The organism is Variovorax sp. S12S4, assembly GCF_023195515.1.
Taxonomy (GTDB): domain Bacteria; phylum Pseudomonadota; class Gammaproteobacteria; order Burkholderiales; family Burkholderiaceae_C; genus Variovorax.
On sequence record NZ_JALPKR020000002.1, the window covers coordinates 5,171,086 to 5,191,489 of the forward strand.

Consider the following 20,404-nt stretch of genomic DNA (forward strand, 5'->3'; position numbering starts at 1 on the left):
TCCGAGAAGCAGCTATTGTAGCAGGAGAAAACGCGCTTTTTAGCGGCGACGTGCAGATCGCACACCGGCAACCGCCGTCACCACGCCAAGCACCTGCGCAAGCCGCGCGGCATCGGAGATTTCCACAGTGAAAGTCATCCACGCCGTGCCCTTGACCGATTGGGTCTGCACGCCGATCACGTTCATCTTCTCTCGTGCGAACACATCGGAGATGTCGCGCAGCAAGCCTTGGCGGTCGGCCGCTTCCACGGCCACGTCGACCGCATACATCGGTGCTTCGCCGCCCTTGGCAGCGCCCCACTCGACATCGATCACGCGCTCGCCGTCGCGCGAAGCCATCATTCGGAAGTTGCTGCAGTCGGTGCGATGGACGCTCACGCCGTGGCCGCGCGTCACAAAGCCGCTGATGGCATCGGGCGGCGCGGGCTTGCAGCACTTGGCCAGCTGCGTCATCAATGAAGACACGCCCACTACCAGCACGCCGCCCTTGCCGGACTTTTCGCTCGCGCGCGGCTTCTTGAGCTGCACGCCGTCGTCGGGGTTGGGCGCGGGCTCCGGCGGACGCAACAGCATCTCGATGTTGCGCAGCGAAAACTCGTCCTTGCCTACGACTTCGAACAGATGGTCCGCCGACTTGAACCCCAGTTGCGAAGCCAGGTCTTCGAGCCGCGTGGAGGTCTTGCCTTCGCGCTGCAGCAGCTTCTCGACGGCCTCGCGCCCGCGCGCCACGGTTTCGTGCGTGATCTGCGCGTTGAACCACGCGCGCACCTTCGCGCGGGCGCGGTGGCTTGCAAGATAGCCAAGCTCGGCGTTGAGCCAATCCCGCGAAGGACCGCCCTCCTTGGCCGCGATGATCTCCACCGTCTGCCCGTTGGACAGCGGTGTATTCAGCGGCACCATCGCCCCATCGACGCGCGCACCGCGGCACCGGTGGCCGAGCGTGGTGTGCACGGTATAGGCAAAGTCGACCGGCGTCGCGCCCTGCGGCAACTCCACAATGGCGGCGTCCGGCGTCAATACATAGATGCGGTCGTCGAAAAGGCCCTGGCCCTGCGAGCCACCCGAAAGATCGCGCTCCCATGCCAGCAGCTGCCGCAGCACGGCGATCTTGGCGTCGTATTCCCCGCTCGCCCACACGCCGGCATAGCCCTTGTGCCCCGCCTCCTTGTAGGCCCAGTGCGCTGCCACGCCGTGCTCGGCATGGTCATGCATTTCTTCCGTGCGGATCTGAATCTCGATCGGCTTGCCCGGCTTGCCGTCGACGACCTCGCGCACCACGGTGTGCAGCGACTGGTAGCCGTTGGGCTTGGGCCGAGCGATGTAGTCGTCGAACTCTTCGTCGATCGGCAGGAAGTGCGAGTGCACCCAGGCCAGCGCCGCGTAGCAGTCCTTCACGTCGGGCACCACCACGCGCAGCGCGAGGATGTCGAACACCTGCGCAAAGTCGAGTGACTTGCCGCGCATTTTTTTGACGATGCTGTAGATGTTCTTCGGACGTCCCTGCACCGTGGCGCGCACGCCCTCGGCCTGCAGTTCGCGTTCGAGCTGCGAGCGCAGCTGCTCGATGTGGCCTTCCCGCTCGACGCGTTTCTCGTCGAGCAGGCGCGCAATCAGCTTGTAGGTTTCGGGTTCCAGAAAGCGGAACGAGAGATCTTCGATCTCCCACTTCACCTGCCAGATGCCCAGCCGGTTGGCCAGCGGCGCAAACACCTGTAGCGATTCGCGCGCCACGCTCTCGGGCGCGGGCTGCTTGCTGGCCGCTGCATGCCGCAAGGTCTGCAGCCGCGAAGCCAGGCGCAGCATCACCACGCGCAGGTCGCGCGAAAACGCGAGCAGCATCTTGCGCACGTTCTCGGTCTGCGCCCCTGCGCCTTCGGACAGATGGTGGCCTTGCGAAGCCGACCGCGCCTGTTCCTGCACGCGGACCAGCTTGGTGGTTTCCACCGCCAGCGCCGCAAAGTTGTCGCCGAACACCTTGGCGATCACCTCCTGCGGGCGGTTGAGGTGCTGGCAGGCGTACACCAGGTAGCTCGCGGCCTGCATGGCCTCGGAGCCGCCCATCTTCGCGACGATGGCCGCCACCGCATCGGCGTGCGCCAGCGTGTTTTCGCCGGTGTCGAGCTTTTCGTCGGCAATCAACGGTTCGGCAAAAGCCCGCGCGCGCGCCAGCATGTTCTCCATGACCGGGGTGCGATCGGCCGTTGCGGCGGACAAGGGATAGTCCACCATGACCGCGTCGGACGTGTTTGCCGTTTGAAGGCTGGAAGACTCGCGCTTCACGTTGGCCTCAATCGAACAGGAAGGATGTGACGGCGGAGACCTGCGCAGGGTCGATGAAGGTCGGCGCATGGCCCACGCCTTCGAACTCGATCAGCTTTGCGCGCGGACCGCGCTCGGTCATGGCCAGGGCCGTATCGCGCGAGAGCAGATCCGACTGGGCGCCGCGCGTCACGAGCGTTTGCGCGTCGATGGCGTCGTAAAGGCTCCACATCACGGCGCCGCCCTGGGCCGCGGCCTCGGGCGTGATGGCGCGCAGCGCCACGGCAATGGCCGGGTCGTAGTGAAGCACCCACGGGCCCGAACCGTCATCGTTGCCGGCTTCAAGCCTGCCCGACCCATCGGCCGTGCGCTGCGACGCCGGCACCACCATGTGCTGCGACAAGGCAAGCCACTGCGCCGGCGTGTGCGGGCCAAAAGTGGTCGAGATCGACCACACGGCGTCGGCCGCCTGCTGCACGCTGTCGTAGCGGCCGCCCTGCCCCACGTAGGCGCCGATGCGCTGAAGGGCCCTGGCTTCGATCGTCGGGCCGACGTCGTTCACGACGAAGCGGCGTATCGGCCTGGCCAGCGGCAATTGCTTGTGACCCGCCAGCACAAAGCCGATCAGCCCGCCCATGCTGGTACCCAGATAGTCGAAGGTATCGATCGGCTGTTGGCGGTGCAGCTCGCCCACCAGCGCCAGCATGTCGGCCGCATAGACGGGCACCTGGTAAAGCGCCGGGTCGCGCAGCCAGTCGCTTTGGCCGCGCCCCGCAACATCGGGACAGACCACGCGCACATTGCCGCCGGCGCGCGCCACGATGGCCTGGGCCAGCACGTCGAAATCGCGCCCTTGCCGGGTGAGCCCGTGCACGCACATCACGACATGCGCACTGCGCGCATCGCCCCATTGCCAATAAGCCATGCGATGACCGCCCTGGGCGTCATCGCACGCCACATGATGAAGCGTCGGGTCGGTCATGAAAACGAAGTCGTCCTGGTGCGGATAATGGTCTCGTCGCATCCTAATTCATCCGGAGATTGATCTTTATGCTCAAAGGCAAAACCGCGCTTGTCACGGGGTCCACCAGCGGTATTGGCTTTGCCATTGCCAAGGCCCTTGCACAGCAAGGCGCACACATCGTGCTCAATGGCTTTGGCGATGCCGAGGCTCCCAAGTCGCAGATCGAGACGCTCGGCGTGCGCGCCGAATATCACGGCGCCGACATGAGCAAGCCCGACCAGATCGAAGACTTGATGAAGTTCGCCGCGGCCAGGTTCGGCCGCGTCGACATCCTCGTGAACAACGCCGGCATCCAGCACGTGGCCAAGGTCGAGGACTTTCCGCCAGAACGTTGGGACGCGATCATCGCAATCAACCTGACCAGCGCGTTTCACACGACACGGCTTGCCATTCCGGCCATGCGCGAAGCCAACTGGGGGCGCATCGTCAACGTGGCGTCGGCCCACGGGCTGGTCGCCTCGGCGCAGAAGTCGGCCTACGTGGCGGCCAAGCACGGCATCGTCGGCTTCACCAAGTCGGTTGCGCTCGAAACCGCGACCACCGGCATCACCAGCAATGCAATCTGCCCGGGCTGGGTGCTGACCCAACTGGTGCAAAAGCAGATCGACGACCGCGCCGCACGCGAAGGCATTTCGGCCGAGCAGGCGCAAAACGAACTGCTGGGCGAAAAGCAGCCTTCGCTGCAGTTCACCACGGTCGAGCAGCTCGGCGGCCTGGCGGTGTTCCTGTGCTCGCCCGCCGCCGACCAGGTGCGCGGCGTGGCCTGGCAAATGGACGGCGGCTGGACGGCCCAGTAATCAGCGCGGCGCGGCCGGCGCGCCAGCCGCGCTTGCTTCTTATTTGAGCTGCACCGACCCCGACACGTTCACGACCACGCTGGTCTTCCCGGCCTCCACCGGAACCGGCGCATCGGCGGAAAAAGACTTGGCGGATGCCGCCATGACGCGCGGCCGGATCGGGCCGTTGTCGTTCGCGTTCACCGAGACTTCGCGCAGCGTGTAGCCGCCGAAGCCGAAGCCCTTCGCCAGTTCCGTGGCCTTCTGCTTGAAGTTCTCGATGGCGATCGTCTGAGCCTCGGTCTCGCTCTTGGCGCGCTGCTCGCGGCTCAGTGCAAAACCTACATTGCCGACGCTGAGCGTGGTGATGCGCCCGGCAGTCTGCGTGATGCGCGGAAAGTCGCGGCCCTCGAGCACCATTTCAGCGGAGCCCTGCCAACCGTTGATCTTGCCTTCGCGGGTGTAGCGCGGCGACAGGCTGAAGTTGCCCGTGCGCACGTCGAGCTGCCCAGGTTGGGCGTTTTTCTTGGCTTCGGCCAGCGCTGCGTCCACCGCGGCCTTGAGCTGCGACTGAACAGTGGCGGCGTCGGTGGCGTCGCGCGTGGTGGTGAGCGTCATGCTCAGCAGGTCCTGCTGCACTTCGACCGTGCCCGAAGCCGTGAGCTGCAGCACGTTCTGCGGCGGCGCGGCCATGTTCTGGGCCATGGCGGTGCTTGCGGCCCCAGCCGCGGCCAATGCGACGCAAGCCGCGATCAGTTTGATTTTTTTCAAGACGAGATACTCCCTGGATTGGTACTCAAGACGCCAAACGCGCCGCGCCGCCTCAGCGGCGCTGGCTGCGTGGCAAGGTCAGCGCGCGGCTGGCCGAAATCGGCGCCGGCGCGATTCGCTCGGCCGGCTGCGATTCTGCCGAATTCGGCCGCGGAGGGGTGCCGGGGGGCGTCCACTGCCTTCGCACCTGCTGCCGCAATTCGAAGAGCTCGGCCGCCGTGAGGCGCCGGCCAGCGGCCGCCTCTTCCCGCCGAATCTCGTCGCGCTGGGCCGCACGGTGGGCGGCTACAGCTTCGCGCACTTCGCTCCGGCGCACGTCGCCAACCTTGAGAAAGTCGCCGGCCACAGCCAAGGCAGGGCCACAGCCGCAGGCAACGATGATCGGAAACGCGGAAAGAAGAGTTCTCATTGAACGAAAGCCATCAATGAGGTGGACTTTGCCATTGCCGGGCTAACGTCGGATGACTAGACAGCGAGCGACCGCAAGTTTTGTAACTTAGTGTCAAACCATAAGTAAAACCGGCTCAACGAGGGCCTAACGCCTTCAGAATCGGCGCTGTTACAAATTCAACGTTGTAGAAATGACTCAAGTTCCCGCTCGCACTGACAAGATCGTGATCGTCGACGACGACGCCCGCATCCGCGACCTGCTTCGCCGCTACCTGACCCAGGAAGGTTTCGAAGTGATCGTGGCCGAGGACGGCAAGGCGCTCAACCGCATCCTGCTGCGCGACACGGTCGACCTGATCGTGCTCGACCTGATGATGCCCGGCGAAGACGGCCTTTCGGTCTGCCGACGCCTGCGCGCCGCCAACGACCGCACGCCGATCATCATGCTCACCGCCAAGGGCGAGGACGTCGACCGCATCGTCGGCCTCGAAGTCGGCGCCGACGACTACCTTGGCAAGCCCTTCAACCCCCGCGAACTGCTGGCCCGCGTGCACGCGGTGCTGCGCCGCCGTCCGCCGCTCGAGGCACCGGGCGCCCCTTCCACCGAGAACGAAACCGTGACCTTCGGGCCTTTTGCGTTCGATCTCGGTTCGCGCACGCTCAAGAAGGACGGCGAGGAGCTTTCGCTCACCACCGGCGAATTCGCGATGCTGAAGGCGCTGGTGCGCCATCCGCGCCAGCCGCTGTCGCGCGAAAAGCTGGCGCAGCTGGCCCGCGGCCGCGAGTTCGAGCCCTTCGACCGAAGCCTCGATGTTCAGATCTCCCGCCTGCGCAAGCTGGTCGAGGCCGACGCCGCAGCGCCCCGCTACATCCAGACGGTGTGGGGCGTGGGCTACGTGTTCGTGCCGGACGGCGCGGCCTGAACGACGTTCAGAGGTGGCCATCGGCCTGCAATCCGCCAGACCCAGCCCAGCCCAGGAGGACGGCGCCCAGGTCACGATGCCAAGCCCTCTCGAGGGCACCGGCCAGCGTGACCGGCGACCGGGCCTGAAGCTCGGCTTCAGCCTTTTCTGGCGCACATTCTTCCTGCTCGCACTGCTGCTGATCGGCTGTACGGTCGCCTGGCTGCAGACTTTCCGCTCGCTCGAATACGAGCCACGCGCCATCCAGACCGCGCACCAGATCGCCTCGCTTGTGAACCTGACGCGCGCGGCGCTGGTGTATTCGGACGCGATCACCCGGGTGTCGCTCATCAAGACGCTGGCCGACCAGGAAGGCGTGCGCATCCTCCCGCGCGAGCCCAACGACCGGTTTCAGCCTTACACCAGCGGCGCGCTCGACCAGCGGGTGACCGAAGAGCTGATCGACCAGCTCGGCGAGGGCACCACGGTGGCCAGCCGCGTCAATGACGAGCCGGGCCTGTGGATCGGCTTCACCATCGAGAGCGACGCCTACTGGCTGCTGCTCGACCCGACCCGCTTCAGCCGCGTGGGCGGCCGTACCTGGCTGGTGTGGCTCAGCACGGCCATGGCGCTCTCGCTGGCCGGCGCGGCGCTGATCACCCGGCTGATCAACCTGCCCCTCAAGCAGCTTTCGCGCGCCACCATGCAGGTGCGCGAAGGCGAATACGAGGCGCACCGGCTCGACGAGCGCGCCCGCACCAACGAGATTCGCGCGGTGAACATCGGCTTCAACCGCATGGCCGACCAGCTCGCCAAGATCGAGCAGGACCGCGCCATCATGCTGGCCGGCATCTCGCACGACCTGCGCACCCCGCTGGCGCGCCTGCGGCTCGAAACCGAGATGAGCGTGTCCGACGAAGACGCGCGCGACCACATGGCGGCCGACATTGCCCAGCTCGACGCCATCATCGACAAGTTTCTCGACTACGCGCGCCCCGACCATGTCGACCCCAAGCCCGTGCTGCTGCGGGACGTGGTCGACGCCTGCACCTACGCCGTGCAGGACTACGAAGAAATGAACATCCGCGTCGACGTGCCGCCCGACCTGCGCGTGATGGGCGACGAGGTCGAGCTCACCCGCGTGATCTCCAACCTGGTGGAAAACGCCCGGCGCTACGGCAAGACGCCTTCCACCGGCGTGGCCGACGTGGTGATCCAGGCGCAAGCCAACAACGATGCGGTGCTCATCAAGGTGCGCGACCACGGCGCGGGCGTCGAGCCGGCCCTGCTCTCGCAGCTGACCAAGCCCTTCTTCCGCGGCGACGTGGCGCGCACCTCGGCGGCCGGCGCCGGCCTCGGCCTGTCGATCGTTGCCAAGAACATCGAGCGCATGGGCGGCACCTTTGCGCTCACCAGCACGCCGGGACGCGGCCTTGCGGCGCACATCCGCATGCCGCGCGCCATGCCGGTGCCAAAACCGGCCGAGGCCCCCAGCCGGCGGGCGTAGGGCGGAGTGCGGCCGCCGGTCAGCGGTAAAGCAGCGCCACGGCGCGCGCTTCCATCGCCCGGCCCTCGCCAACGGGGCCGAGCTTCTCGGCCGTCTTGGCCTTCACGTTGACCTGCTCGGGCGCAAGCCCCAGCGTCTCGGCAATGCGTTGGCACATCGCCGGAATGTGCGGCGCCAGCTTGGGCGCCTGCGCAATCACGGTGCTGTCGATATTGCCGATTTCCCAGCCCGCGGCACGCACGCGCCGCGCCGCCTCGCCGAGCAGCACGGCCGAATCCGCGCCGCGAAACTGCGCGTCCGTATCGGGAAAATGCCGGCCGATGTCGCCCAGCCCCGCCGCGCCGAGCAGGGCGTCGGTAATGGCATGCAGCAGCACGTCGGCATCCGAATGCCCCAGCAGGCCGGTGGTGTGCGGCACCTCGACCCCGCCCAGGATCAGCTTGCGCCCAGCCACGAGCTGGTGAACGTCCCAGCCTTCGCCGACGCGAATGTTGAACGGCGCTGTCATACCGAGTCCTTCTTGCGACCGAGCAGAACCGCTTCGGCCAACGCAAAGTCTTCGGGGAAGGTCACCTTGAAGTTCTGCGCGCTGCCCGGCACCAGCAGCGGCGACAGGCCGATCGCCTCGATGGCGCCGGCTTCGTCCGTGACTGCATCGCCCGTGCGCTCCAGCGCATCGAGCAGCATGCCGACGCGGAACATCTGCGGCGTCTGCGCCAGCCATTTGTCGGCACGCGGCAGCGTTTGCGACACCCGGCTGTCGCCGGAAGAAACCTTCAGCGTATCCGCCAGCCGGTGCGCAAGCAGCCCGCCGACGGCGTCGTGCTCGCAAGCCGCGATCAGCGCCTCGATCTGACTCGACGTGACCAGGCAGCGTGCCGCGTCGTGCACCAGCACCCAGTCATGCGCCCCGGCCCCCTTCTGCCGCAGCGCCGCCAGGCCGTTGCGCACCGTGGCCGCGCGCGTGACGCCGCCTACCTGCAGCAGGAATTCACCCGTGGACGGAAAGCGCGGCAGCGCCGCTTGAATGTCGCGGTCTTCGGGCGACACCACTACCGCCAGCCCGGCAAAACGGCCTGCCAGCGCACGGAATGCCTCCACCGTGTGGGCCACCATCGACGCCCCCGCGATCCGCTGGTATTGCTTGGGCTGCACGCCACCCGCACGGTGGCCGGAACCGGCGCAAGGAATCAGCACGAAGAATCGGGAGGAAGACATGGGGTCCGGCAGCGGCCAAGGGCCGTCAAGCGAATAAGGGGCCGCCATTCTAGAATCGACAGCTTCACACCCCTCGCCAGCCGGCGCGGGGTGTCGTGCATTTTCAGAAGCGTTCAATGGACCTCCCCCACCTCACGGCGGGCAAGCGATTCACGCTGCCGCGTCCTCCCCTATCGGCCGACGCCCTGCTGCTGGCGCAATTGGGCGTGCGCGAAAAAGCCGCCGGCCGGGCCACCGCGGTGTTCACAGCGGACGCGAACGATGCGCAGCGCCTGATCGACGAAATGGCGTTCTTTGCGCCGGACCTGCGCTGCGCCTTGTTTCCGGACTGGGAAACGCTGCCCTACGACAGCTTTTCTCCCCACCAGGACCTGATCAGCGAGCGGCTCGCCACGCTCTGGCGCATCAGCCAGAAAGAAGCCGACGTGGTGCTGGTGCCCGCCACCACCGCGCTCTACCGGCTGGCGCCGCCCGCCTTCCTGGCCGGCTACACCTTTCACTTCAAGGCCAAGCAGAAGCTCGAGGAATCGAAGCTCAAGGCCCAGCTCACCCTCGCCGGCTACAGCCATGTGACGCAGGTAGTGAGCCCAGGCGAATACGCGGTGCGCGGCGGCCTGATCGACCTGTTTCCCATGGGCTCGCTCGTGCCCTACCGCGTCGACCTGTTCGACGACGAGATCGACTCGATCCGCACCTTCGACCCCGACACCCAGCGCAGCCTCTACCCCGTGCCCGAGGTGCGCCTGCTGCCGGGCCGCGAGTTTCCGATGGACGACGACGCCCGCGCGCGCTTCAGAAGCCGCTGGCGCGAGCTGCTCGAAGGCGACCCGACCAAGAGCCGCATCTACAAGGACATGGGCAACGGCGTGGCCACCGCCGGCATCGAGTACTACCTGCCGCTGTTCTTCGACGAGACGGCCACGGTGTTCGACTACTTCGGGCCCGACGCCACCGTGGTGCTGCACGGCGACCTCGAACCCGCGTTCCAGCATTTCTGGCAAGACACCAACGAGCGCTACCGCCTGGTGCGCGGCGACCCCGAGCGGCCGGCGCTGCCGCCCGAGGCGCTGTTCCTCAAGGCCGAGCAGTTCTACCAGCGGGCCAAGCCGCATGCGCAGCTGGCCATCCGAGGCGACATCGCCGCCGAAACGCCGTATGCGGAATTCGACCGGCTCCCGCCGTTCGCAGTCGTGCGCGGCGCCGAAGACCCACTGGTCGGCCTCAAGGCCCACATCAAGGCAACGCCGCACCGCGTGCTGCTGATTGCCGAAAGCGAAGGCCGGCGCGAAAGCCTGCTCGACTTTCTCCGTGCCAGCGGCGTGAGCCCGCCGGCCTTCGACTCGCTGGCCGAGTTCGAGGCTTCGACCGACGAAAAAATCGGCATCGCCACCGCCGCGCTGGCCTCGGGCTTTGCGTGGCGCGAACAGGGGATCGACCTTGTCACCGAAACCGAGCTCTTCGCCACCGCGCCCACCACCCGCCGCCGCAACAAGAAGCAGGAACAGGTCAGCGACGTCGAGGCGCTGATCAAGGACCTGTCCGAGCTCAATGTCGGCGACCCGGTGGTCCACACCGCGCATGGCATCGGCCGCTACCGCGGCCTGATCCATATGGACCTGGGCCAGGGCGTCGATGCCGAAGGCAAGCCGCTGCTGCAGGAAATGCTGCACCTGGAGTACGCCGACAAGGCCACGCTCTATGTGCCGGTTTCGCAGCTGCACCAGATCAGCCGCTACACCGGCGTGAGCGCCGACGAGGCCCCGCTGCACAAGCTCGGCTCCGGCCAGTGGGAAAAGGCCAAGCGCAAGGCTGCCGAACAGGTGCGCGACTCTGCCGCCGAACTGCTCAACATCTATGCGCGCCGGGCCGCTCGGCAAGGCCACGCTTTCCGCTATTCGGCCGCCGACTACGAGGTGTTCGCCAACGACTTCGGCTTTCAGGAAACGGCCGACCAGAAGGCCGCGATCCACGCCGTGGTCCAGGACATGATCTCGCCGCAGCCGATGGACCGCCTGGTCTGCGGCGACGTGGGCTTCGGCAAGACCGAGGTGGCGCTGCGCGCCGCGTTCATCGCCATCACCGGCGGCAAGCAGGTGGCTTTTCTCGCGCCCACCACGCTGCTGGCCGAGCAGCACTACCAGACGCTGGTCGACCGCTTCGCCAAGTGGCCGGTCAAGGTGGCGGAAATGAGCCGCTTCCGTTCGGCCAAGGAAATCACCGCGGCGGCCAAGGGCCTCGCCGAGGGCACGGTCGACATCGTGGTCGGCACGCACAAGCTGCTTTCGCAATCGGTCAAGTTCAAGAACCTGGGCCTGCTCATCATCGACGAGGAGCATCGCTTCGGCGTGCGCCACAAGGAGGCGATGAAGGCGATGCGCGCCGAGGTCGACGTGCTCACCCTCACCGCCACGCCGATTCCGCGCACGCTGGGCATGGCGCTCGAAGGACTGCGCGACCTGAGCGTGATTGCCACCGCGCCGCAACGGCGCCTGGCCATCAAGACCTTCGTGCGCAACGAGGGCACCGGCGTCATTCGCGAGGCCGTGCTGCGCGAGTTGAAGCGCGGCGGACAGGTCTACTTTCTGCACAACGAGGTCGAGACCATCGAGAACCGGCGTCAGAAGCTCGAGGAGATTCTTCCGGAAGCGCGCATTGCCGTGGCCCACGGCCAGATGCCCGAGCGCGAACTGGAGCGCGTGATGCGCGACTTCGTGGCGCAGCGCTACAACCTGCTCTTGTGCTCGACCATCATCGAGACCGGCATCGACGTGCCGACCGCCAACACCATCGTGATGAGCCGCGCCGACAAGTTCGGCCTCGCGCAGCTGCACCAGCTGCGCGGCCGCGTCGGGCGCTCGCACCACCAAGCCTATGCCTACCTGATGGTGCCCGACACCGAGGGCCTCACCAAGCAGGCGGCGCAGCGGCTCGACGCCATCCAGCAGATGGAAGAACTGGGTTCGGGCTTCTACCTGGCCATGCACGACCTGGAGATCCGCGGCACCGGCGAGGTGCTGGGCGAGAACCAGAGCGGCAACATGATGGAGATCGGCTTCCAGCTCTACAACGAGATGCTGAGCGAGGCCGTGCGCGCGCTCAAGGCCGGGCAGGAGCCCGACCTGCTCGCGCCGCTGTCGGTCACCACCGAAATCAACCTGCACGCCCCCGCCCTGCTGCCCGACGACTACTGCGGCGACGTGCATCTGCGCCTCTCGTTCTACAAGAAGCTGGCCACCGCGAAGACACCCGAGCAGATCGATACGCTGCTTGAAGAAATCGTCGACCGCTTCGGCAAGCTGCCGCCGCAGGCGCAGACGCTGATCGACACGCACCGGTTGCGCGTGCTGGCGCGGCCGTATGGCGTGGTCAAGGTCGATGCGGCGCCGGGCGTGATCCACATCACCTTCAAGAAAGACCCGCCGGTCGATTCGATGGCCATCATCCACCTGATCCAGAAGAACAAGCACATCAAGCTTGCCGGCAACGAAAAGCTGCGCATCGAGCGCGAACTGAAAGAGCCGAAGGACCGCGCGCAGATGGTGCGCGACGTGCTGCGCAGCCTCGGCCAACCCATCGTCAAGGAAACCGCCCCCGCATGAGCGCTACAGAAATTTCTCCCGGCCTGGTTATCCAGCGCGTGAAGCCGCCGCTGAAGCTTGCCGACTTCAAGCTGATCGCGTTCGACATGGATTCGACGCTGATCAACATCGAGTGCATCGACGAGATTGCCGATGCCGTCGGCAAGAAAGCCGAGGTGGCGGCCATTACCGAAGCCACGATGCGCGGCGAAATCAAGGACTTCAAGGAAAGCCTGCGGCGCCGCGTGGCGCTCTTGAAAGGCGTGCCGGTCGAGGCGCTGCAGCAGGTGTACGACGAGCGTCTGAAGCTCAACCCAGGTGCTGCCGAACTGGTCGCGACGTGCAAGGCGGCCGGGCTCAAGGTGCTGCTGGTGTCGGGCGGCTTCACCTTCTTTGCCAACCGGGTGAAAGACCGCCTGGGCATCGACTTCGCGCGCTCCAACCTGCTCGACGAAGCCGATGGCCAACTCACCGGCCAGGTGGTGCAGCAAAGCTGGGGGGACATCTGCGACGGCGCCGAGAAGCGCCGCACGCTGCTCGAAGTCGCGTCGCTCATGGGCATTTCTCCGCAGGAGACCATCGCCGTGGGCGACGGCGCCAACGACCTGCCGATGATGGGCGAAGCCGGCCTTTCAGTGGCCTACCACGCCAAGCCGAAGGTGCGCGAGCAAGCCATGGTGGCCATCAACGAGGGCGGCTTGGACAGAGTGCTGGAGATACTGAAATGACCGACAACACCGCCCCGCTCTACAGCGCAGATGCGCTCAGGGACTACGGCAGCGCATTGCTGCAAAAAGCCGGGCTTGCCGCCTCGATGGCCGACAGCGTTGCCCGCACCCTGGTCGAAGGCGACCTGCTGGGCCACGACACGCACGGCCTCGCCCTGTTGGCCGGCTACGTGAAAGAGATCGAATCCGGCGGCATGACGCCGGACGGCGCTCCGGAGGTTCTGTCTGATCGCCCCGCCGCCGTGCTGTGGGACGGCAAGCGCCTGCCCGGCCCCTGGCTCATGGACCAGGGCATGGACATGCTGCTCCCGCGTGCCCGCGAGCTCGGCACCGCCTCGCTCGTGATCCGCCGCAGCCATCACATCGCCTGCCTGGCCGTCTACATGCTGCGCGCGCTGCAGGAAGACATGCTGATGCTGCTCGCCTGCTCCGACCCCAACACGGCCAGCGTCGCGCCCTTCGGCGGCACCCAGGCGGTGTTCACGCCCAATCCGCTGGCCATGGGCTTTCCGCTGTCGCAAGGCGGCGTGATGGTCGACATTTCGGCTTCCATCACCACCAACGGCATGAGCAACCGCAAGCGCGCAGCCGGCGAGACTTTTGCCGAAGAGTGGCTGATCGACGCCACCGGCAAGCCTACGAACAACCCGCAGGTGCTGTTCGACCAGCCGCCCGGCACGCTGCTGCCCGTTGGCGGACTCAGCCACGGCCACAAGGGTTATGGAATGGCGCTGCTGGTCGAAACGCTGACCGCCGGCCTCGCAGGCCACGGCCGGGCCGATCCGCCCGAGGGTTGGGGTGCGACGGTGCACATCACGCTGCACGATCTGCACGCGTTCGGCGGCAAGGAAGCCTTCTTGCGCCAGATGGACCACGTGGCGGCCCAGTGCCGCAACAACGCGCCCGTCGATCCGGCGAAGCCGGTGCGCCTGCCGGGCGAAGGCGGCTTGAAGCGCCGTGAAACCCAGTCGAAAAACGGAGTGCGGCTGCACCCGTCGATTGCGCGTGCGCTGCAGGATGCGGAGCAGCGCTATGGGCTGCAACTCGCGCAGGCGCTGATCTAGGAAGCGGTCTGCTATCTATTTGACGTTGCGCTGTTCCGTTCAGGGCGCGCACCCGCCGACGGGGTACCTTTCTCCGCGAATGTCCCCCGGCCTGCGGCCTCCTCCTTTATTTCGCTGCGCAAGGCACCCCATCGACGGGAGCGTGATTCAGAGCGGTCGTTGATCGGCGGTGCACCCAGAGCGTGCCCAAGTGCACAGGGCATCGGGTGCTCCCCGCAGCGAAATAAAGGAGGAGCCGAAGGCGGGGGACATTCGCGGAGGGGGAGTACCCGGTGGCCTTTGCACCCACCCTGAACGACCTCGCCCCGATCACCCAAGACACGCAGGAATCAGTCCTCTTCGGGAGGCTCTTCCGCCCGCTCCCCAGCCGAACGCGGCGCCCGCTTGCCAGGCTTGGCCAGGATCTCGACGTAGAACTGCTTGCCGGCCTCCTTGACGACGCCGTCGATCAGCCCCGTGATCGCCGAAAGGTGCACGGCTTCGGCAGTTTCCGCCGAGGTGCCAAACTTGCAGTCGAAGTCCCAGAAGTCCGTGCCTTCGGGCAGAACGCGCCGGCGCTCGCGCTTGATGTACTTGCGAATCTCGTGCTTGATGGCTTCGAGGAGGCGGTCGGGGTGCTTGCCCTCGACCTGAAGCTGAAAGGTTTTTCTCATGGGTGATCGTAACGCGCCGCGCTGTGTACAGTCGGCGGTTCAATGGAAAGCAGGTAAAGACATGGCGCGCGCAAACGACTGGGCAAGCAAGGTAATGGCATTGGTCAACGGCGGCAACGCATCGGCGGCCATCGCGCAGATCAAGGTCGCGCCCTCGGTCAAGGACCTGAAGGCGCTCCAGACCATCATGACGCTGTCGAAAATGAAAGGCCGTTATCCCAACGTGGATGCGGCCATCGAAGACAACCTGGCGCTGCTGGCGGCGCCGCGGCTGCACCGCTCGCCCTGAAGACCTACAAGGCCTGGCCCAGGCGCTTCACGCCCTCTTCGATCTTCGCCACGTCCGCCGTCGCAAAGCTCAACCGCAGCGTCGCCAGGTCGGGCTTCTCGGCATAGAACGGTGCGCCCGGCACAAAGGCCACCAGCTGCTCGATCGCGCGCTTGGCCAGTTCGGTTGCATCGGCCAGCTTGCCGTTGGCACCCGTCAGGCGGGCCCAGAAGAACAACCCGCCCTGCGGCTGGGTAAAGCTCACCGCGTCGCCCAACTCGCGCTTCAGCGCCGCGCCCATGGCCTGCGCCCGTTGGCCGTACACCTCCCGCACATGCGCCAGCGTGGCCGGCATGCGGCCGCTCTTGAGGTATTGCGCGGCCGTGGCCTGCGAGAAGGTGCTGGTGTGCGCATCGCTGAACTGCTTGCACATGGTGGCCTTGGCCAGCAGCTCGGCCGGCGCAATCATCCAGCCGATGCGAAGGCCGGGGCTCAGCACCTTGCTCAGGCTGCCGCAATGCGCGAGCAGCTCGCGGCTGCCCGGCACGTCCTTGCTCAAAGCCATGATCGACGGCGGGGGCGCTTCGCCGAAGTAGAGATCGCCGTACGGGTCGTCCTCGACGATCAGCGTCTGGTACTTGACGGCCAGCTCGAGCACCTTCTTGCGGCGCTCCAGGCTCAGCATGGCGCCGCTCGGGTTGCCGAAGGTGGGAATCAGGTAGACGAACTTGGGCTTGTGCTCCGCAATGAGTTTTTCAAGCTCGTCGGTCTTCACGCCGTTGGCGTCGATGGGCGCGCTGATGAGCTGCGCGCCGTACAAGCGAAAGCACTGGATGGTGGCCAGGAAGGTCGGGCCTTCGACGATCACCTTGTCACCGGGCGAGATCATGGTCTTGCCCAGCAGGTCGAGCGCCTGCTGGCTGCCGGTGGTGACGATCAGGCCGCTCGGGTCCACGTCGACGCCCTTGGTCTTCATGAAGGCACTGAGCTGCGTGCGCAGCGGCTCGTAGCCCTCGGTGGCGCCATATTGCAGCGCGCCGCCGGGTTCTTCGGTCAGCGCCTTCTGGCTCGCCTCCTTCAGGCCCTCGACGTCGAACATGGCGCTGTCGGGAAATCCGCCCGCAAAGCTGATGATGCCGGGCTTGCCCAGCAGCTTGAAGAGTTCGCGGATGGCGGAGGTTTCGACGTTGTCGAGGCGGGAAGCGAATTGCATGGGAAGTCTCACTTTCTGAGGCGCTATTGTGGCGAAAGCCGCGGGCAATAAAGCTGCGTAACACCATCGGCTTTCGACGATATATTGCAACTATCGCTGCCCGCCCCCCACCACCCCCATACGGCAGGCGAGCGCCGCGCTTCCAGCCCCCATGAAAAAGACAACATCCCCCTCTTCTTCGCCACCCTGCAGGCGGCCAACCCCACCCCTGAAACCGAGCTTGAATACGCCACGCCCTTCGAGCTGCTGGCCGCCGTGCTGCTCTCGGCGCAGGCCACCGACGTGGGCGTGAACAAGGCCACGCGCAAGCTCTTTCCGGTGGCGAACACGCCCCAAGCCATCCTGAGGCTGGGTGTGGAGGGGCTGGAGGAATACATCAAGACCATCGGGCTCTACCGCAGCAAGGCCAAGCACCTGATCGAGACTTGCCGCATTCTTGTGGAGCAGCACGGCGGCGAAGTGCCGCGCACGCGCGCCGAGCTCGAGGCGCTGCCGGGCGTCGGGCGCAAGACCGCCAACGTGGTGCTCAACGTGGCGTTCGGCGAGGCGACGATTGCCGTGGATACGCACATCTTTCGCGTCAGCAACCGCACCGGGCTTGCGCCGGGCAAGACGCCGCTCGAAGTGGAGCTCAAGCTGGAGAAGCGCGTGCCTTTCGAGTTTCGGCTGCATGCGCACCACTGGCTCATCTTGCACGGGCGCTACATCTGCGTGGCGCGCACGCCGAAGTGCTGGGAATGCGCAGTGGCGCCCTACTGCAACTACAAGCCGAAGACGCCGCGGCCCAAGTCGGCCTGATGCCGACTCTTTTCCAGGCTAGAGCTCGAATGCTTCGGGCTGCCGTCCGTCGGTGTCGGTAAAGCCGTATTCACGCGCCAGATCGGCCACGCGGTGCACGCCGCCGCTTTTCTGCATCACCCCCGCGTCGCCCGCCAGCGCGGCAATGGCGCGGCCCAGGTAGCGCGGCGACTCGGTTCTTGCGAGCGCCGGGCGTTCATGCCAATGCGCTTCGTCGGTCTTGTGCCCAGCGAGCACGAACTCGGTTCGCATCCAGCCCGGTGAAAGCGCGAGCGAGGCCACACCGTGCGGGCGGAGTTCCTCGGCCATGCCAAAGGCCAACCGGTTCATCGCCGACTTGGCGAGATCGTAGAACAGGTTGCCGCGCAGGTACTTGTCGCGGTCCCAGAAGCTGGTGATCGCGATCAGGCCGCTCTTCTGCACCACCATGAGCGGCGCCGCGAACCGGCTCGCCAGCAGGTGGTTGCGCACGCCGCGGTCGAACATCGACTCCCAGTTGGAAAGCGGGTGTTCCCAGAACGGCGCCTCGAAAACGCCGTTGAAGGTTTCGTGCCCGCCCCAGGCGTTATTCACCAGCAGGTCCAAGCGGCCCTGCTCGCGCTGCACCCGCGCGAAGAGGCTTGCCACGTCGTCTTCCTGCGTGTGGTCGCAGCGCACCGCAATGCCGTGGCCGCCCATGCGCGTGAGTTCGTCGGCCGTCTCGTCGATGCTGCCCGGCAGGGCTTCGAGTTCCGAGAGCGCAAGGATGCGTCCATAGCTTTCGGCCGGCTGCGCGCGCGTGCTGCGGCCTGTCACGTACACGGTGGCCCCCGCCGCGCCCAGCTCCAGGGCAATGCCGCGGCCGGCGCCCCGGCTGGCGCCGGTCACCACGGCCACGCGGCCCTTCAGCGGCCTCTTCACTTCTTCGTCTTGCATCGCGTTCTTTCCCTTTTCTCCGAGTTCGAAGCCCGAAGGTACCGCCGCGTCACGCCGCTGTATTGGAAGAAACCGAAACCGTGCGGCCGAGAAACTCGGTCGGCGTGAGGCCGCTCAGCGCCTTGAACTCGTTGACGAGGTGCGACTGGTCGTAGAAGCCGCCGTCAAGCGCTAGCTCCGCCCAGCCGGGCATGCGCGGCCGTGGCTGCCGCAAGGCGCGCAGGCAGGCATGCAGCCGCGCGAGCCTGCCCCACGTGCGCGGCGAGAGGCCCACCTGCTGCTGGAACAGCTGCTGCAAACGGCGCTCGCCGACGCCGACCGCAGCCGCCACCTCGTGCAGCGATTGCCGACCACCCGATTCCGCGATCAGCTGCGCCGCCCTTATCGTGGCCATAGGGGCGGCCGGTTGAAGAGCCGTGTCGGCCCGCGCCAGCCGCTGCCCGAGCATGGCGCACAGCACCGCAACCCGCGAGGCGTCGTCACGCGCTTCTGCCATGCGTTCGCGCAGTTCGGCGCCTTGGCCACGCCAGAGTTGATCGAGGTGCACCGCGGTGCCGGCAATCTCCCCGGCCGGCATGCCGAGCAGCGCCGCGGCCGCGCCGGGGCGCAGCGTGACCGACAGCCCCTCGACCCTGCCGCGCAGCCGCACCAGCGCCGGCGCGGCCGAAGCGCCGATTGCTTCAACGGGCTGCCCGGCGCCGTCGCCCGCAGAGGGCGCATCGCCAAGGTTGAAAACCAGCCGCACCGCGCCGTCGGGCAGCACGCGCTCGAGCACTTCGCGCCCGTCAGGCAGCGCTTCGCGATAGAGCAGGATGTGCGCGACATGCGCGCGCAACGGCGCTGCAACCGGGAAGGCCTGCAATGAGCCCGCCGGCATCGCAGCCTCGGGCCCGTGCAAGGGGTCCTCGTCGAGGCGAACGTACAGGCGCTCGTGGGAAGGCTGTGCGGGCATGGCGCGAATGGGGGCAATGAAATGGCGCGGACGCTGCCGCGCGTCACCCGCATTCGATCAGCAGGCACGCCCCATAGTCAATGGGCGCCGACGGCCATTGCGCGGCGGCGTCCACGCGCCGCACGCCGCCATGCAGCAGTTGCACGGCGCGCATCACGCCCGCATGCGTGACCCACACCGCGTCCTGGCCCGACGCGCGCCACTCGTCGAAAGCAGCGCCAGTGCGCTGCATGAAGCTGGCCGTGCTTTCGCCGTACTCGCCCGGAAGACCGTCGGCGAAATTGCCGGTCCATGCATCGAAGTCGGCACTGGTGATGGATGCCCACGGCCGGCCTTCCCAGGCGCCGAAGTCCATTTCGGCCAGGCGCTCGTCCGCTCGCATGGCAAGGTCCGGGCGCAGCGTGCCGATGGCCTTTGCCAGTTCGGCACAACGCCGCAAAGGGGAATGGACCAGTGCGATGCCCACGGGAACGCGGGCCTGCACGGCGCGCGCAACCGCCAGCGTCGCCTCCATGGGCACGCCGACATCCGTGACGCCATAGCAAAGGCCCGGCGCGGCGTCGGTTTGCGCATGGCGCACGAGCCACAGCTTCATGCCTGCCACGCCAGTGCAAGATAGATTGCAAGCTCGCACACCTGTTGCGTGGCGCCGAGCCCGTCGCCGGTAAAGCCCTGCAGCCGGCGCCGGAACATGCGCGCCATGACCAATGCCGCAACGGCACATGCCGCCACGACGGCCGCTGTTCTCGCGGGGCCTTGCGTCACCAGCACCAGCGCAAGGGCAGGAACCGACCAGAGCACGCCGACCAGCAAGGCGCCGCCGCCGATTGCATCGGCCAGCGGCTTGGCCTTGCTCGCACCGGCATCGCCCACATACGGCAGCCAGCGAATCAAAAACAGCGGCGCCAGCCGCGACAGCACATGCGCGCCGACGATGGCCCCGGCCACCGCCTGCACCCCCTGCCCCGCCAGCGAAGCAAGCAGCGCGGCCTTGAGGCCCAGCGCAAGCACCAGCGCAATGGCGCCGAAGGCGCCGATGCGCGAGTCCTTCATGATCTCGAGCGCGCGGTTTCGGTCGGCCGATCCGCCCAGTCCGTCGGCCACGTCGGCCAAGCCATCCTCATGAAAGGCGCCGGTGAGCAGCACGGTTGCCACCATGCTCAGCAGCGCCGCTGCCAGCGCACCAGCCGCGCCCGACAGGCCCTGCAGCGCCAGAACAAAAACGGCGGCCCCCACAAACCCCACGAGCCAGCCGACGCCCGGAAAATGCGCCGCGCTCGCGCGCAGCATCTGGGGGCTGAATCCGACCCACTCAGCGAGTCGCCCAGTCACCGGCACCCGCGTGAAGAACTGCAGTGCCAGCAGGTAGTGGCGAACGCCGTTCATGA

The 20,404-nt window shown here is 66.8% G+C and carries 20 protein-coding genes; 8 read left to right on the top strand and 12 right to left on the bottom strand.

Annotated elements, in window-relative coordinates:
* Positions 1-39 precede the first annotated feature (39 nt).
* Together M0765_RS25365 and M0765_RS25370 are read right to left on the bottom strand one after the other, a co-directional pair.
* Complete coding sequence (locus tag M0765_RS25365; protein ID WP_258508456.1) at positions 40-2,229, bottom strand: RelA/SpoT family protein; 2,190 nt, start codon at positions 2,227-2,229, stop codon at positions 40-42.
* Between the two features lie 58 nt (positions 2,230-2,287).
* A complete protein-coding gene (locus M0765_RS25370; RefSeq protein ID WP_258506701.1) occupies positions 2,288-3,283 on the bottom strand; it encodes an alpha/beta fold hydrolase in 996 nt (331 codons plus the stop codon).
* Positions 3,284-3,309: 26 nt separating this feature from the next.
* On the opposite strand from M0765_RS25370, the gene M0765_RS25375 reads away from it, so the two are divergent.
* Positions 3,310-4,080 (top strand): 3-hydroxybutyrate dehydrogenase, encoded by a 771-nt coding sequence (locus M0765_RS25375; RefSeq protein WP_258506706.1) that lies wholly within the window; start codon positions 3,310-3,312, stop codon positions 4,078-4,080.
* A gap of 39 nt (positions 4,081-4,119) precedes the next feature.
* Here the strand turns inward: M0765_RS25375 and M0765_RS25380 are convergent, their stop codons facing one another.
* Together M0765_RS25380 and M0765_RS25385 are read right to left on the bottom strand one after the other, a co-directional pair.
* Positions 4,120-4,830, bottom strand: coding sequence for an SIMPL domain-containing protein (locus M0765_RS25380; RefSeq protein ID WP_258506707.1), 711 nt, complete (start codon positions 4,828-4,830; stop codon positions 4,120-4,122).
* 52 nt (positions 4,831-4,882) lie between these two features.
* Positions 4,883-5,239 carry a hypothetical protein gene (locus M0765_RS25385; RefSeq protein ID WP_258506709.1) on the bottom strand — a complete coding sequence of 119 codons (357 nt, stop codon included), beginning with the start codon at positions 5,237-5,239 and terminating at the stop codon, positions 4,883-4,885.
* Positions 5,240-5,411: 172 nt separating this feature from the next.
* On the opposite strand from M0765_RS25385, the gene ompR reads away from it, so the two are divergent.
* Both ompR and M0765_RS25395 read left to right on the top strand, forming a co-directional pair.
* The gene (ompR, locus tag M0765_RS25390; protein ID WP_126749638.1) at positions 5,412-6,143 is read left to right on the top strand and encodes an osmolarity response regulator transcription factor OmpR; all 732 of its coding nucleotides are present in this window, start codon (positions 5,412-5,414) and stop codon (positions 6,141-6,143) included.
* A gap of 76 nt (positions 6,144-6,219) precedes the next feature.
* Positions 6,220-7,629, top strand: coding sequence for a sensor histidine kinase (locus tag M0765_RS25395; protein ID WP_258506717.1), 1,410 nt, complete (start codon positions 6,220-6,222; stop codon positions 7,627-7,629).
* A gap of 19 nt (positions 7,630-7,648) precedes the next feature.
* Here the strand turns inward: M0765_RS25395 and ispF are convergent, their stop codons facing one another.
* The gene (gene ispF, locus M0765_RS25400) at positions 7,649-8,137 is read right to left on the bottom strand and encodes a 2-C-methyl-D-erythritol 2,4-cyclodiphosphate synthase (RefSeq protein ID WP_258506725.1); all 489 of its coding nucleotides are present in this window, start codon (positions 8,135-8,137) and stop codon (positions 7,649-7,651) included.
* Positions 8,134-8,847, bottom strand: a complete 714-nt coding sequence (ispD, locus tag M0765_RS25405) for a 2-C-methyl-D-erythritol 4-phosphate cytidylyltransferase (RefSeq protein WP_258506728.1) — start codon at positions 8,845-8,847, stop codon at positions 8,134-8,136. The genes ispF and ispD overlap by 4 nt, the downstream gene beginning before the upstream one ends.
* A gap of 116 nt (positions 8,848-8,963) precedes the next feature.
* On the opposite strand from ispD, the gene mfd reads away from it, so the two are divergent.
* From mfd to M0765_RS25420, 3 genes are read left to right on the top strand one after another with little or no spacing between them, the layout of a single operon-like run.
* Complete coding sequence (mfd, locus tag M0765_RS25410) at positions 8,964-12,446, top strand: transcription-repair coupling factor (protein ID WP_258506743.1); 3,483 nt, start codon at positions 8,964-8,966, stop codon at positions 12,444-12,446.
* Positions 12,443-13,153 carry a phosphoserine phosphatase SerB gene (gene serB / locus M0765_RS25415; RefSeq protein ID WP_258506749.1) on the top strand — a complete coding sequence of 237 codons (711 nt, stop codon included), beginning with the start codon at positions 12,443-12,445 and terminating at the stop codon, positions 13,151-13,153. Before mfd ends, serB begins: the two co-directional genes overlap by 4 nt.
* Positions 13,150-14,217, top strand: a complete 1,068-nt coding sequence (locus M0765_RS25420) for an Ldh family oxidoreductase (protein WP_258506750.1) — start codon at positions 13,150-13,152, stop codon at positions 14,215-14,217. The genes serB and M0765_RS25420 overlap by 4 nt, the downstream gene beginning before the upstream one ends.
* A 329-nt stretch (positions 14,218-14,546) precedes the next feature.
* Here the strand turns inward: M0765_RS25420 and M0765_RS25425 are convergent, their stop codons facing one another.
* A complete protein-coding gene (locus M0765_RS25425; RefSeq protein WP_258506752.1) occupies positions 14,547-14,870 on the bottom strand; it encodes a DUF6172 family protein in 324 nt (107 codons plus the stop codon).
* A 61-nt stretch (positions 14,871-14,931) separates the two neighbouring features.
* On the opposite strand from M0765_RS25425, the gene M0765_RS25430 reads away from it, so the two are divergent.
* On the top strand, positions 14,932-15,159 hold the full coding sequence (locus tag M0765_RS25430) for a hypothetical protein (RefSeq protein WP_157614223.1): 228 nt from the start codon (positions 14,932-14,934) through the stop codon (positions 15,157-15,159).
* 4 nt (positions 15,160-15,163) lie between these two features.
* Here M0765_RS25430 and M0765_RS25435 read toward each other — a convergent pair whose 3' ends face one another.
* On the bottom strand, positions 15,164-16,351 hold the full coding sequence (locus tag M0765_RS25435) for an aminotransferase-like domain-containing protein (RefSeq protein WP_258506755.1): 1,188 nt from the start codon (positions 16,349-16,351) through the stop codon (positions 15,164-15,166).
* Positions 16,352-16,516: 165 nt separating this feature from the next.
* Here M0765_RS25435 and nth point away from each other — a divergent pair, with 165 nt between their 5' ends.
* On the top strand, positions 16,517-17,149 hold the full coding sequence (nth, locus tag M0765_RS25440; RefSeq protein ID WP_258508458.1) for an endonuclease III: 633 nt from the start codon (positions 16,517-16,519) through the stop codon (positions 17,147-17,149).
* 18 nt (positions 17,150-17,167) lie between these two features.
* Here the strand turns inward: nth and M0765_RS25445 are convergent, their stop codons facing one another.
* From M0765_RS25445 to M0765_RS25460, 4 genes are read right to left on the bottom strand one after another with little or no spacing between them, the layout of a single operon-like run.
* Positions 17,168-18,064, bottom strand: coding sequence for an SDR family NAD(P)-dependent oxidoreductase (locus M0765_RS25445; protein ID WP_258506756.1), 897 nt, complete (start codon positions 18,062-18,064; stop codon positions 17,168-17,170).
* Positions 18,065-18,113: 49 nt separating this feature from the next.
* Positions 18,114-19,016, bottom strand: a complete 903-nt coding sequence (locus M0765_RS25450) for a helix-turn-helix domain-containing protein (RefSeq protein ID WP_258506759.1) — start codon at positions 19,014-19,016, stop codon at positions 18,114-18,116.
* Between the two features lie 43 nt (positions 19,017-19,059).
* Positions 19,060-19,611: a histidine phosphatase family protein gene (locus M0765_RS25455; RefSeq protein WP_258506761.1), complete on the bottom strand. Its 552-nt coding sequence runs from the start codon at positions 19,609-19,611 to the stop codon at positions 19,060-19,062.
* Positions 19,608-20,402: an adenosylcobinamide-GDP ribazoletransferase gene (locus M0765_RS25460; protein WP_258506763.1), complete on the bottom strand. Its 795-nt coding sequence runs from the start codon at positions 20,400-20,402 to the stop codon at positions 19,608-19,610. Before M0765_RS25460 ends, M0765_RS25455 begins: the two co-directional genes overlap by 4 nt.
* Between the last annotated feature and the right edge of the window lie 2 nt (positions 20,403-20,404).